Raw genomic sequence first — 13,155 nt, forward strand, 5'->3', positions numbered from 1 at the left:
GCATACAATAAAGACCCTCTGAGGTGGCATTTCGTTGCGATTTCAGGGGCTTGAACAATATTGGGACGTGCGGGAAAAGAGGCTGGAAAGCCCTCCCTCAACGTCCTTCAGGGGAACAGAGAATGCATATCAGAAAAGCTGGCCTTGGCCTGTTTCTAGCGGCGTTTTCGCTTGCGACGGCGTCTTCGCACGCCGAAGAAGTGAAGCGCGGCGGCACCGTCATCGTCCATATGAACACCGAGCAGGGTGTGCTTAACCCTGCGCTGCGCGCCTCCACCGGCGTCTATCAAATCACCGGCCGCATCATGGAACCGCTGATCGACCGCACTTATGAGGGCTACGTGCCGGTTCTGGCGACCAGCTGGTCTTCCTCGGAAGACGGCAAGGCTATCACCTTCAAGCTGCGCGAGAATGTGCGCTGGCATGACGGCCAGCCCTTCACCTGCGATGACGTTTCGTACAGCGCGATGAACCTCTGGAAGAAGCTGCTCAACTATTCGACCACGCTTCAGGCCAATCTCGAAGCCGTCGATTGCACCGATCCGCACACGGCAGTGTTCCGCTATTCCAAGCCGATGCCGCTGGAGCTGCTCGTCGCCGCCATGCCTGATCTCGGTCATCCGGTGCCGAAGCATCTTTATGAAGGCACGGATATTCTCAAGAACAAGTACAACGCCGCACCGGTCGGCACGGGACCGTTCAAGTTCGTTGAATATGAGCGCGGCCAGCACATCATTGCCGAGCGCAACGACGATTACTGGCGTGGCAAGGAATATCCTTATCTCGACCGCATCGTCTGGCGTTTCATGCCGGACAAGGCCGCTGCTGCCGCAGCGCTTGAAGCCGGTGAAATGATGGAAACCGCCTTCAACGGTATTTCCATGTCGGATACCGAGCGCCTCCAGAAGGATGGCCGCTTTGACACCGGCACCAAGGGTTTCGAAAACAACGTTGCCCACTCGACCATCGAGTTCAATCTGCGCAATCCGATCCTTGCCAATCTGAAGGTTCGCCAGGCGATCTATCACGCGCTCGATATCGACTTTGCGATCAAGACGATCATGCGCGGCTATGCCAAGCCGGGCCGTGGCCCGATCCCAAGCGCCGGCGGCGCCAATTACACAGATCAGGTCCAAACCTACCCGTATGATGTTGAAAAGGCGAAGAAACTGCTCGACGAAGCCGGTTATCCGGCTGGCCCCGACGGCATCCGCTTCAAGCTGCGTCATCGCCCGGCACCATGGGGTGAATATACGCAGCTCTGGGCCGAATATTATGCTCAGGCGATGAAGGAAGTCGGTATCGACGTCCAGATCCTGACCAACGATGCGCCGGGCTTTCTGAACGGTGTCTATCGTGACCATGACTTCGACACGGCAAGCGGCTGGCACCAGTTCCGCTCCGATCCGGCTGTTTCCACCACCGTCTGGCTGCGCTCCGGCGCTCCGGTCGGCACCGCATGGTCCAACCAGTTCGACTACAAATCGGACGAAATGGACAACCTGATCGACAAGGCCGCGAGCGAGCTCGACCCGGCCAAGCGCGCCGATCTTTATCACCAGATCCAGCAGCTTGAGATGAAAGACCTGCCGGTCATCTTCGCCATCGAACATCCGTTCGTCGGCGTGACCAATAAGGTCTTGAAGAACCACCACAACACGCCGCGCTGGGATTCCTCCAGCTGGTACGATCTGTGGATCGATCAATAAACAATACCAACCGCTGCCGGTCATCCGGCAGCGGTTCCCCAGTTTTATGAATGCTGAAATGAATATCTTGCAGGATAACCCGCAATGCCCCTGCCCCCGATCCTGACTTTTGCGCTGCGGCGCATCTTGCAGGCGATCCCCGTCATTCTTCTCATCATGATCGGGTCATTCCTGCTGATCAAGCTTGCCCCTGGCGATACGGTGGACGCGCTTGTTGGCGACATGGGCGGCGCAGACCCGCAATTCGTCGCCAATCTGCGCGCCGAATACGGCCTCGACCAGCCGGTCTGGACGCAGTTGTGGATCTACATGACCAAGCTGGCACAGTTCGATTTCGGCTGGTCCTATGTCTACGAACAGCCGGTGCTGGACGTACTGATGGCCCGTCTCGTGCCGACGCTCCTGCTCATGGTTTCCTCGCTTTCGGTGGCCTTCATTTTCGGCATTGCGCTCGGAGCTTTCGCCGCGCGGCGCGCTTATTCGCTGACCGACAATGCGATTTCCACGCTTGGCCTTGTCTTCTATGCAATGCCGAGCTTCTTTCTCAGCCTCATCTTGATGTTCATCTTTTCCGTCAAGCTCGGCTGGCTGCCGGTCGGTGGCTACAAGACGATTGCCGGTTTCTATACCGGCTGGAAGAATGTTTGGGATATTGCCGTGCACCTCGTCATGCCGACGACGGCGCTTTCGCTCATCTATCTCGCCTTCTACATGCGCCTGATGCGCACCAGCGTGCTGGAAGTGGCCGACCTTGATTATGTTCGCACCGCACGCGCCAAGGGTGCAAGCGGTGCAAGGCTGATGTTCCATCACATCATGCGTAACGCATTCCTGCCTGTCGTTACGCTGCTCGGACTGCAATTCTCGACTGTGCTTGGCGGCTCGGTCGTGATCGAGACAATCTTTTCGCTACCCGGCCTCGGCCAACTTGCCTACACCTCCGTTATCAAGCGCGACCTCAACACGCTGATGGGCATCATCTTCCTGTGCTCGGTGCTGGTGGTGATCGTGAATTTCATCACCGATCTCATCTATGCGCGGCTTGATTCCAGGATCGAACTGTCATGACTTCACAGGAACTCTCCCTCACCCGCCCGCAGGTCTCGCGCGCAAAAATTCTGTGGCAGCGCTTCAGCCGCAACCGCGCCGCCGTACTGGGCCTTATCCTCTTCATCGCCGTGGTCCTGATTGCGCTGCTGGCCGATGTCATTGCGCCCGGCGACCCGCTACGGCGCGTAGGCGATCCGCTCGTCTGGCCATTCGTCAATGCTGCAACGCCGCTTGGTACCGACCAGCTTGGGCGCGATATCATGGCAGGCATCGTCCATGGCGCGCGCATTTCGCTTCTGATCGGCGTGGTCGCCACCCTGATTTCTATCGTGATCGGCATCATCATCGGCGCTCTTGCCGGCTATTATGGCGGCTGGGTGGATGACGTTCTGATGCGCATCACCGAAGCCTTCCAGACCGTTCCAAGCTTCGTACTGCTTCTGACACTGGTGGCAATCTTCGGGTCATCGATCGAAAACATCATCATCTGCATCGGCATCGTGTCATGGACCGCGCCTGCCCGCATGGTGCGCGCCGAATTTCTGGCGCTGCGCAAGCGCGAATTCATCGATGCTGCGCGTAATCTCGGTGTTGGCAATGCCTCGATCATCTTCCGCGAAATCCTGCCGAATGCCCTTCCGCCGGTGATCGTCTTCGCATCGGTGGTGATGGCCACCTCCATCCTGATGGAAAGCGCTCTCGCCTTCCTTGGTCTCGGCGATCCGAACTATGCAAGCTGGGGCAACATGATCGGCCAGGGTCGCGCCGTGCTGCGCACCGACTGGTTCTGCTCGGTCATTCCCGGCATCGCCATTCTGCTCACCGTTCTTTCCTTCAGCCTGCTCGGCGAAGGCCTGAACGACGCGCTTAATCCGAGGCAGAAGAAATAATGACCGCTGCACCCGTTCTCGAAATCAGAAACCTGCAGATCGCGCTGCCAAAGGGCGCCGACCGCCCTTACGCCCTACAGGACCTGACACTGACCATCAACCCCGGTGAAATCGTCTGCCTCGTCGGCGAAAGCGGCTCCGGCAAATCGCTTTCGGCAGGCGCAATCATGCGCCTTCTGCCGGAACCGCATGTGCGCGTGACCAATGGCATAATCAGACTGGAAGGCACCGATCTCTATTCGCTCAGCGAAACCGATATGAAGAAGCTGCGCGGCGACCGCATCGGCATGATCTTTCAGGAGCCGATGACCGCACTCAACCCGCAGAAGACGGTTGGCTGGCAGATCGATGAAGTGTTGCGCCTGCACATGAAGCTCGGTCGCAAGAAACGTCGCGCCGCCGTGCTCGATATGCTGGCGGAAGTGAAAATTCCGGACCCGGAATCCGCCTATAACGCCTACCCGCACCAGATTTCGGGCGGACAGCGCCAGCGTGTCATGATCGCCATGGCGCTGATCCTGAAACCGCGCCTCATCATCGCCGACGAACCGACCACCGCGCTCGACGTGACCACGCAGGCACAAATCCTGAAACTGATCCGCGACCTGCAACGCGAACACAATACCGGCATCCTGTTCATCACGCACGACTTCGGCGTGGTGGCGGAAATTGCCGACCGCGTTGCCGTTCTGCGGCTTGGCGAACTGGTCGAGGAAGGCCCGGCAAACGACGTGCTGAACCATCCGCAGCACCCATATACCAAGGCGCTGATTGCATCGGTTCCAGCTCTCACTCCGCCCGAACCGAAGCCATCTGTGGACGCTCAGCCGATCATTCTCAAGGCGAGCGCTTTACGCAAAACCTTCAAGGCGCGCGGCGGCTTGCTCACCGGCAAAAGAAGTGCCGTTCCTGCCGTGAAGGACCTTTCGTTTGAACTACGTCAGGGTGAAACGCTTGGCGTCGTGGGCGAAAGCGGGTCGGGCAAGACAACCGTTTCGCGCATCGTCACCCGTCTGCTTGAAGCCGATAGCGGCAAGGTCGATGTGAATGGCAAAGATTTTCTGAGCGCCAGTCCGCGTGAAGTGCGGGCCATGCGCAAGGACATCCAGATGGTCTTTCAGGACCCGATGGCCTCGCTCAACCCGCGCCGCCGCGTCGTGGACCTGATCGCACAGGGGCCAATCGTCCATGGCGTACCGAAGGCAGAGGCGCACGCAAAGGCCCGCGGGTTGCTGGAGCTGGTAGAGCTTTCGCCCGCTGCCGCCGACCGATTTCCGCATGAATTTTCGGGCGGGCAGCGGCAGCGCATCGGCATCGCCCGTGCGCTGGCGCTGGAACCTCGCATCATCGTCGCCGACGAACCGGTCTCCGCGCTCGATGTCTCCGTACAGGCTCAGGTGTTGCGGCTTCTGGCCGACCTCCGCGAACGGCTCAATCTGTCGCTTCTTTTCGTAACGCATGATCTGCGCGTCGCGGCCCAGCTTTGCGATCGCATCATCGTCATGTCGAAGGGAGAGATCGCCGAAGCAGGTCCGACGGCTGAGGTCTTCGCTAATCCGCAACATCAATATACACAGCGCCTCCTTGCCTCCATTCCCGGCAAGGGCTGGACGCCTCCTCGTTTGGAAAATGCGTGACATCATGCAGAACATAGTCTTTCCACCCTCCATCTGGGCTGCCACTGCCCCTGCCCGCATACCGGCAAAGCCGCTGACCAATGACGCGAAAGCCGATGTCGCCATCGTCGGCGGTGGTTTTACGGGGCTTTCAGCAGCGCTCCATCTGGCGAAACGCGGCAAGCGCGTCATCCTGCTGGAAGGCAATGCGGTCGGCTGGGGCGCATCGGGGCGCAATAATGGACAGGTCATTCCGACCATGACTTCGGCGGAACCCGATGCAATCGCCAAACGCTACGGCGCATCGGGCGAACGTTTTGCTCGACTGATCGGCAATAGCGCCGACATTCTGTTTTCCATCGTGCGTGATGAAAACATCGAGGCCGAGGCCGAGCAGAACGGCTGGTTCCAGCCTGCCCATTCGCCGGGCCGGGTGAAGCTTTCGCAAACCCGCGTGGACGCATGGAAACGCTTCGGCTTCCCGGCGGAATTTTTCGACCGCGCCGCAACATCGCGGCTGTTGGGCAGCGATTTCTGGTATGGCGGCATGTTCAACCCGACCGGCGGTCATATCAATCCGCTGGCATTCGCACGCGGTCTTGCCTCGGCTGCCGAACGCCACGGCGCGATCATTCACGAACAAAGCCCGGTCATCTCCTATGCCCAGGTGGGTGATCACTGGGAGGTCAAGACCACCAGCGCCACAGTTCGCGCCAAGGGCTTTCTGCTCGCCACCAACGCCTATACCGGTGAGCTGCGCGAAGGGCTTGCTCCGCGCCTTGCCCGCACCATCGTGCCGGTGCTCTCGTGGCAAATGGCGACGGCGCCTGTCAGCGATAATCTGCGCGCAACGATTTTGCCCGGTAGGCAGGCCGTTTCCGATACACGCGGCGACCTGCGTTTCTTCCGCTACGATGCCCGCAACCGGCTGATTACCGGCGGCGTGGTGATGGGCGATTTCAACATCGCAGAACGCGTCAAGCGCAAGACGGCGCGCAACATGGCGGAAGCCTTTCCAGCACTTGGCGAGCCGGAAATCACCCATGTGTGGAGCGGCTATATCGGCATGACATGGGATCGCTTTCCACGCGTTCATCAGCTCGGCCCCAATGGCTGGGCCTGGATCGGCTGCAACGGACGCGGCGTTGCGCTTGGCACATCGCTCGGGCGTGAATTCGCACGGGCGCTCGACGGCGAGCCTGTGCAGGAACTTGCCCTGCCCGTCTCGGAACCGGCACCGCTGCCTTTTCATAAAGTCGCGCGAAAGATTGCCCCGTTCTACCTCGCATGGCTTCGGCGCAAGGATCTCTCCGAGCCAAATCTCTAGTCCCGCTCATTTAACGTTCATGTGAAAGGTCAGGTCCATGAATCAAATGTCAATTCTCGAACGTCGCCGCATCGAAGCGCTGGTTCTCAAGAATGTTTACGAAGTTATTCGCGAACGCTCCGGTGAGGAAGAAGCGCAGGCTGCAATCGGCGAAGCAGTCAGCCGTTCGGCCATCGAACAGGGCAAGAGCTTTGCCGATGAGCTGGGCCGCACGCCGACGATACAGGACTTTGCCGATATCCAGCCGCTGTGGACGAAGGAAAACGCACTGGAGATCGACGTGATTTCGCAGGGCGAAGATCATTTCGATTTCAACGTTACGCGCTGCCGCTATTCGGAAATGTACCGCGAGATGGGTCTTGGCCATATCGGCCACCTGCTCTCCTGCAATCGCGATGGCGATTTCTGCATCGGCTACAATCCCGAAATGAAGCTGGAACGCTCACAGACCATCATGAAGGGCGCAAGCCACTGCGATTTCCGCTACCGCCTCGACACGATTGAAGACAACACAAAAGGAGCCTGACATGCCGGTTGAAAACTGGACATCGAACCAGCTTGACGAACTCGTCGCGTTCCGCCGTGACCTGCACGAAAACCCCGAGCTGCTTTACGATGTGAACCGGACTTCGGAAAAAGTTGCCGAAGCGCTGCGCGCCGCTGGCGTCGATGAGGTCGTGACTGGTATCGGGCGCACCGGCGTCGTCGGCGTCATTCGCGGCCAGTCGAACCGCTCGGGTCGCGCCATCGGCCTGCGCGCCGACATGGACGCACTGCCGATCCTCGAAGAAACCGGCGCTGAATGGTCGTCAAAAGTGCCGGGCAAGATGCACGCCTGCGGCCATGACGGCCATACGACCATGCTTCTGGGCGCTGCCCGCGAGCTGGCGCAAAGCCGCGCATTCGACGGCACAGTCATCGTGATTTTCCAGCCTGCCGAAGAAGGTGGCGCAGGCGCCAAGGCGATGATCGACGACGGTCTGTTCAAGCGCTGGCCGGTCAACGAAGTTTACGGCATGCACAACCGTCCAAACCTCGCAGTCGGTCATTTCACCATCAATTCCGGCCCGATCATGGGATCGGTCGATGTTCTGGACATCACCATTGAGGGTGTTGGCGGACATGCCGCTTCGCCGCACCAGACCATAGACCCCATTCCCGTCACCGCAGCGCTCATTCAGGCAATCCAGACGCTGACGGCACGCACCATCGACCCGCTGGATTCCGCGGTGATCTCGATCACCACCATTCAGGGTGGCGACGCGTTCAACGTCATTCCGCAGAAAATCCGGCTGACCGGCACGGTTCGTACGCTTCGCGAGGAAGTGCGTGACCATATCGAGGAGAAGCTTACCCGCGCCGTGCAGGGCATTGCCGATGCTTTCGGCGCCAAGGCCACGCTCGATTATCAGCGCAGCTATCCGGTCACCGTCAATCACGAGCGCGAAACGGAACTGGCGGCAATCGCTGCCGATGCAGTTGCAGGCGCCGACCGTGTGACGCGCGACATGCCGGCGACGCTGGGCGGTGAAGACTTTGCCTTCATGCTGAACGAAGTGCCGGGCGCGATGATCAATATCGGCAACGGCCCGAGTGCCAATCTCCATCACCCCAAATATGACTTCAACGACGATGTCATCGCCTGGGGTTGCTCATACTGGACCACGCTCGTACGCCATCGGCTGCCGATCGAGAATTGATAGCGACCTATATATGAACAGGGGCGGTACCTTTGGGAGCCGCCCTTTGTGTTTTGCGTAGAAAGCGAAGTTGCAGAACAATAAAACCTCTAGTTTATCTGAGCCGCTCGTAATATAACGCGCTCCCAATAAACCATCGCGGCTTTTCCCGATGGGAAAAGAGAATCCGGTTTGAGCGCATATTCCGAACGTCTCAGTTTCGGAAATGCGGGAAGCCAATGGTAGAGCGGGAAATCCATGAATATCGAGTCTGCCTTGAGCGACAGCGCCAATATTTTTGACCTTGCGCCAATTTCCCTGTGGCTTGAGGATTATAGCGGCCTGCGCAAGCAGCTCGAAGAATGGCGCGCGCTTGGCGTTACCGATCTCAAGGCATTCCTGCACGAAGACACGACCCGGCTTCGCATCTGCACCAGCCATATCCGGGTTTTGAAGGTCAACCGCAAGACGCTTTCGCTTTTCGAGGCGGACAGCGTCAGCCATCTGGTCGCCAATCTCGAGCGCGTGTTTCGCGACGACATGCTGGACCCACATATCGACGAGATGGTCCAGCTCTGGAATGGCGGTAATGCCTTCTCAAGCGATACCATCAACTATTCGCTTGGCGGCAAGCGGCTCGACATACAGCTCAAGGGCGTCGTGCTTCCCGGCTATGAGCACACCTGGGAGCGGGTGCTGCTTTCCATCGAGGATGTTACCGCCCGCGAGGACGCCCGCCGCGAACAGGACCGCCACAAGCAGCACGCGCAGGGCCTTTTCGAACATTCGCCCGTGTCGCTCTGGGTCGAGGATTTCAGCCGCATCAAGCAATTGATGGACGATGTGCGCCAGCGCGGCATCGTTGATTTTCGGGTATTTACCGACGTGCATCCGGAATTCGTACGTCAGTGCATGAGCGAAATCCGGGTTCTCGAAGTCAACACCGAGACAACTGCCCTCTTCCTCGCATCCGACAAGAAGACGCTGCTGCAGAACCTGCCGCACATCTTCAAGGACGAGATGGAATCATCGTTCCGCGAACAGTTGATTGATCTGTGGAACGGTGTCCTGTTCCAGCGCCGCGAAGTAGTGAACTACGCGCTCGACGGCTCCGAAAGGCATGTGCTTCTGCAATTCTCCGTTCTGCCGGGACATGAGACGGACTGGTCTCTGGTGCAGATCGCGCTGACCGATATCACTGCGCGCAAGAAGGCAGAAGCCTATCTGGAATATCTGGGCAAACACGACGTTCTGACCAAGCTTCACAATCGCGCCTATTATGTCGACGAGCTTAACCGGCTTGAACGGAAGGGCCATACGCCCGTTTCGGTCATCATCATCGATCTCAACGGCCTAAAGGCCGCCAATGACCAATGGGGTCATGCGACAGGCGATGGATTGCTGCGGCGCATCGGCGAAGTGCTGAATGAAGCGGTGAAGCAGCCGGGCCATGCGGCGCGCATCGGCGGCGACGAATTCGCAGTTGTGCTGCCTTATGTGGATGAGCGCGGCGCCGAGGCAATGGTCGATGACATTCAGCGGCTGGTCGAAATCAACAACCAGTATTATTCCCAGCTCAAACTCAATCTTTCCATCGGCTCTGCAACCAGCATGCCGGGCGAAAAGCTGGAAACCGTTGCCAAGCGCGCCGACCTGCTGATGTATGAGAACAAGCGTCAGCAATATACGAGCGGCATGATCTAGTCATCAAATGCGATAATCGTTTTGCCGCGCGTCAGATCGGTAACGAGGCGGGATAGTTCATCCCGCATGGCAATGGGCATGGTGCCCGCGATCTCCACGCCGGTGCCGGTGAAGTTCTCTTGCGCTATGGTAAGGTTTTCCACCGCTGTCAGACGGGCTTTCAGCAGCGCATGATCTGAAAAATCGCAGGCAAACTGAAATCCGACCAGCGGAATAACTTCTGTTTTCTCCGCCTGTCGCAGACAGGTTGCAGCCGTGCCGCCATAGGCGCGCATCAGGCCGCCGCTTCCCAGAAGAATGCCGCCAAACCAGCGCGTGACCACAACTGCAATATTATCGAGTTGCTGGCCGTCGATTGCCTGCAGGATCGGCTTTCCTGCCGTGCCACTCGGCTCGCCATCGTCGCTGAAACGGTAGTTCTGCCCCATGCGCCAGGCCCAGCAATTATGGCTTGCCGACTGGTCGGAATGCTCGCTCAAAAAGTCCTTCGCCGCCTGCTCGCTCGCCACAGGCGCGGCAATGGCCAGAAACCGACTTTTTTTGATCTCCTGACTATAGGTTTCGACGCGACTAATCGTGAACATGGCAATCCTGCAAAGATGATTTCGGGGCCTAGCATTTTCCATTGAGGATGACGACCCCTTCCAGCTTCCCCTGGCATTGCGCCCACTGGATATAGGGTATAAGGCAATTGAAAAATGAGCCCATATTTTTGGGCTCTGTTCTTGCATATCCAGATGAAAGGTCTTGCCGATGTTCGATTTGATCGTGAGAAACGCCAATCTCCCCGACGGTCGCGAGAAGCAGGACATTTTGGTCAAGGACGGCAAGATTGCCGATATCGTGCCCTCCAAGGGGGAACATCAGGCGGCGCAGGAAATCGATGCGACCGACCGGCTCGTAACCCCACCATTTGTCGACCCGCATTTCCATATGGATGCGACCCTGTCGCTCGGCCTGCCGCGCCTCAATCGTTCCGGCACGCTACTGGAGGGTATCGCGCTGTGGGGCGAACTAAAGCCGATACTGACCGTTGAGGCCATGGTCGAGCGCGCGCTGCGTTATTGCGATCTGGCCGTTTCGCAGGGCCTGCTGGCAATCCGCAGCCATGTCGATGTCAGCGATCCGCGCCTCTTCACCGCTGAAGCGATGATCGAAGTGCGTGAGAAGGTGAAGCCTTACATCGACCTTCAGCTTGTAGCCTTCCCGCAGGACGGCTACTATCGTTCGCCGGGCGCGGTTGATCTCGTCAACCGCTCGCTCGATATGGGGCTCGATGTCGTCGGCGGTATTCCGCATTTTGAGCGCACCATGGCCGATGGCGCAGCCACGCTGGAAGAACTCTGCCGTATCGCCGCCGAACGCGGCCTGCCGGTCGATATCCATTGCGACGAAAGCGATGATCCGATGTCGCGCCATGTCGAAACGCTGGCCGCGCAGACCGTACGTTTTGGCCTGCAGGGTCGCGTTTCCGGCTCGCATCTGACCTCCATGCATTCCATGGACAATTATTACGTCTCGAAGCTCATTCCGCTGATTGCGGAAACAAAGATGAATGCCATTCCGAACCCGCTCATCAACATCACGCTTCAGGGCCGTGCGGACACCTATCCGAAGCGCCGCGGCATGACCCGCGTGCCGGAACTGATGGCTGCTGGCATCAATGTCGCCTTCGGCCATGACTGCGTGATGGACCCTTGGTATTCCATGGGTTCCGGCGACATGCTGGAAGTCGGCCACATGGCGATCCATGTCGCACAAATGACCTCCATCGAAGGCAAGAAGCAGGTTTTCGACGCGCTCACCGTCAATTCCGCCAAGGCGCTGGGCCTCGAAGGCTATGGCCTTGCAAAAGGCTGCAATGCCGACTTCGTGGTGCTGCAGGCACGCGACCCGATTGAAGCGCTGCGCCTCAAGGCAAACCGCCTCAAAGTCGTGAAGCGCGGCAAGGTCATCGCCGAAACCCCGCAGCGCATAAGCCGCCTCAACCTCGAAGGCCGTCCGTCTTCGGTTGACGGAGCAGACTACGCGCCAGTCGGCCAGCTTTAGAATCTTCTTGAATTAAAGGTGGTTTGGGCAATGATGGAAATCGTTGCTCATGAAATCCGCACGTCAAAACGAAGCAACCGGCTGCGCGCACCCACGCGCCGAAAACACACATGAGGGGTCCCTGACCAAATGACAAAAATCATCAAAACACCGAACTTTACCCGTCGCGACATTCTCGCAATGTCTGCAGCACTGGGCGCAACGGCAATCACCACCCGCGTCTTCGCTGCCGATGAAAAGCTGAAAGTAGCAGGCATCCACGCCTCGCCAGTCGAAAACGCGTGGAATTCGCGTCTCCACGATGCACTGAAGCAGGCCAATGACGAAGGCGTCATCGAATATGTCTTCTCCGAAGGCGTTTCGGCGAGCGACTACCCCCGCGCCATGCGCGAATATGCCGAACAGGGCATCAAGCTGATCGTCGGCGAATCCTATGCCGTCGAACGCGAAGCGCGCCAGGTGGCAGGCGATTATCCGAAGACGGCTTTCGTCATGGGCTCCTCGGGCAAGCCGCAGGGCGACAATTTCGGTGTTTTCGGCACCTGGAACTTCGAGGCTGCCTATCTCGCAGGCATGCTGGCAGGCGCTATGAGCAAGTCCGGCACCTTCGGCTCGGTCGGTGCCGTGCCGATCCCGGAAGTCAACATGCTCATCAATGCCTTTCAGGACGGCGTGAAGGAAACCCGGCCTGACGCGAAGTTCATCGCATCGTTCATCGGCACCTTCTTCGACCCGCCAAAAGCACGTGAAGCCGGTCTTGCCCAGATCGACTCTGGCGCGGACATCCTGTTCGGCGAGCGCATCGGCACGGCAGACGCCGCCAAGGAACGCGGCATCAAGGCCATCGGCTCGCTGATCGACTATACGCCGCGCTATCCCGATACGGTCTTTGCCAATGCGATCTGGAATTTCCGCCCGATCCTCAATGCGGCTATCGCCGACGTGAAAGCCAGCCAGGCAACCGGCAAGGATTACACGCCATTCAGCCTGATGAAGGAAGGCGGCAACGATATCATCTACGTCAAGGGCATTGCCCCTGCCGAAGCAGAAGCCAAGATGGAAGCCCGTCGTGTGGAACTGAAGGAAGGCAAGTTCGAGTACAAGCCGAACCCGGCCGAACCGAAGTAACCT

At 58.6% G+C, this 13,155-nt stretch carries 11 protein-coding genes; 10 read left to right on the top strand and 1 reads right to left on the bottom strand.

Annotation, left to right across the window (positions count from 1 at the left end):
* The first annotated feature begins 122 nt into the window (after positions 1-122).
* From AAE521_RS11360 to AAE521_RS11395, 8 genes are all read left to right on the top strand, one after another.
* A complete protein-coding gene (locus AAE521_RS11360; protein ID WP_071630932.1) occupies positions 123-1,709 on the top strand; it encodes an ABC transporter substrate-binding protein in 1,587 nt (528 codons plus the stop codon).
* Between the two features lie 84 nt (positions 1,710-1,793).
* Positions 1,794-2,777, top strand: coding sequence for an ABC transporter permease (locus tag AAE521_RS11365; protein WP_125301316.1), 984 nt, complete (start codon positions 1,794-1,796; stop codon positions 2,775-2,777).
* Positions 2,774-3,649, top strand: coding sequence for an ABC transporter permease (locus tag AAE521_RS11370; protein WP_342061359.1), 876 nt, complete (start codon positions 2,774-2,776; stop codon positions 3,647-3,649). The genes AAE521_RS11365 and AAE521_RS11370 overlap by 4 nt, the downstream gene beginning before the upstream one ends.
* Entirely contained in the window at positions 3,649-5,286 is a 1,638-nt protein-coding gene (locus AAE521_RS11375; protein WP_342061360.1) for an ABC transporter ATP-binding protein, read from the top strand. Before AAE521_RS11370 ends, AAE521_RS11375 begins: the two co-directional genes overlap by 1 nt.
* Before the next feature lie 4 nt (positions 5,287-5,290).
* Positions 5,291-6,592: an NAD(P)/FAD-dependent oxidoreductase gene (locus AAE521_RS11380; protein WP_342061361.1), complete on the top strand. Its 1,302-nt coding sequence runs from the start codon at positions 5,291-5,293 to the stop codon at positions 6,590-6,592.
* Positions 6,593-6,629: 37 nt separating this feature from the next.
* Positions 6,630-7,118: an L-2-amino-thiazoline-4-carboxylic acid hydrolase gene (locus tag AAE521_RS11385; protein ID WP_342061362.1), complete on the top strand. Its 489-nt coding sequence runs from the start codon at positions 6,630-6,632 to the stop codon at positions 7,116-7,118.
* A 1-nt stretch (position 7,119) separates the two neighbouring features.
* Positions 7,120-8,292, top strand: a complete 1,173-nt coding sequence (locus AAE521_RS11390) for a M20 aminoacylase family protein (RefSeq protein WP_071630938.1) — start codon at positions 7,120-7,122, stop codon at positions 8,290-8,292.
* Positions 8,293-8,529: 237 nt separating this feature from the next.
* Positions 8,530-9,975, top strand: a complete 1,446-nt coding sequence (locus AAE521_RS11395) for a sensor domain-containing diguanylate cyclase (RefSeq protein ID WP_071630939.1) — start codon at positions 8,530-8,532, stop codon at positions 9,973-9,975.
* Here AAE521_RS11395 and AAE521_RS11400 read toward each other — a convergent pair.
* The gene (locus AAE521_RS11400; protein WP_071630940.1) at positions 9,972-10,559 is read right to left on the bottom strand and encodes an IMPACT family protein; all 588 of its coding nucleotides are present in this window, start codon (positions 10,557-10,559) and stop codon (positions 9,972-9,974) included. The two genes, AAE521_RS11395 and AAE521_RS11400, sit on opposite strands and share 4 nt — an antisense overlap.
* A 169-nt stretch (positions 10,560-10,728) precedes the next feature.
* Here AAE521_RS11400 and AAE521_RS11405 point away from each other — a divergent pair, with 169 nt between their 5' ends.
* Both AAE521_RS11405 and AAE521_RS11410 read left to right on the top strand, forming a co-directional pair.
* Positions 10,729-12,024 carry an amidohydrolase family protein gene (locus tag AAE521_RS11405; RefSeq protein ID WP_342061363.1) on the top strand — a complete coding sequence of 432 codons (1,296 nt, stop codon included), beginning with the start codon at positions 10,729-10,731 and terminating at the stop codon, positions 12,022-12,024.
* A 129-nt stretch (positions 12,025-12,153) separates the two neighbouring features.
* Positions 12,154-13,152 (top strand): BMP family protein, encoded by a 999-nt coding sequence (locus tag AAE521_RS11410; protein ID WP_061347747.1) that lies wholly within the window; start codon positions 12,154-12,156, stop codon positions 13,150-13,152.
* Positions 13,153-13,155 lie beyond the last annotated feature (3 nt).

Source organism: Brucella cytisi (assembly GCF_038433355.1).
Lineage (GTDB): Bacteria > Pseudomonadota > Alphaproteobacteria > Rhizobiales > Rhizobiaceae > Brucella > Brucella cytisi.

Coding starts and splice junctions, on each gene's coding strand:
- AAE521_RS11360 (WP_071630932.1), top strand. CDS start 123: ATGCATATCAGAAAAGCTGGCCTTGGCCTGTTTCTAGCGGCGTTTTCG.
- AAE521_RS11365 (WP_125301316.1), top strand. CDS start 1,794: ATGCCCCTGCCCCCGATCCTGACTTTTGCGCTGCGGCGCATCTTGCAG.
- AAE521_RS11370 (WP_342061359.1), top strand. CDS start 2,774: ATGACTTCACAGGAACTCTCCCTCACCCGCCCGCAGGTCTCGCGCGCA.
- AAE521_RS11375 (WP_342061360.1), top strand. CDS start 3,649: ATGACCGCTGCACCCGTTCTCGAAATCAGAAACCTGCAGATCGCGCTG.
- AAE521_RS11380 (WP_342061361.1), top strand. CDS start 5,291: ATGCAGAACATAGTCTTTCCACCCTCCATCTGGGCTGCCACTGCCCCT.
- AAE521_RS11385 (WP_342061362.1), top strand. CDS start 6,630: ATGAATCAAATGTCAATTCTCGAACGTCGCCGCATCGAAGCGCTGGTT.
- AAE521_RS11390 (WP_071630938.1), top strand. CDS start 7,120: ATGCCGGTTGAAAACTGGACATCGAACCAGCTTGACGAACTCGTCGCG.
- AAE521_RS11395 (WP_071630939.1), top strand. CDS start 8,530: ATGAATATCGAGTCTGCCTTGAGCGACAGCGCCAATATTTTTGACCTT.
- AAE521_RS11400 (WP_071630940.1), bottom strand. CDS start 10,559: ATGTTCACGATTAGTCGCGTCGAAACCTATAGTCAGGAGATCAAAAAA.
- AAE521_RS11405 (WP_342061363.1), top strand. CDS start 10,729: ATGTTCGATTTGATCGTGAGAAACGCCAATCTCCCCGACGGTCGCGAG.
- AAE521_RS11410 (WP_061347747.1), top strand. CDS start 12,154: ATGACAAAAATCATCAAAACACCGAACTTTACCCGTCGCGACATTCTC.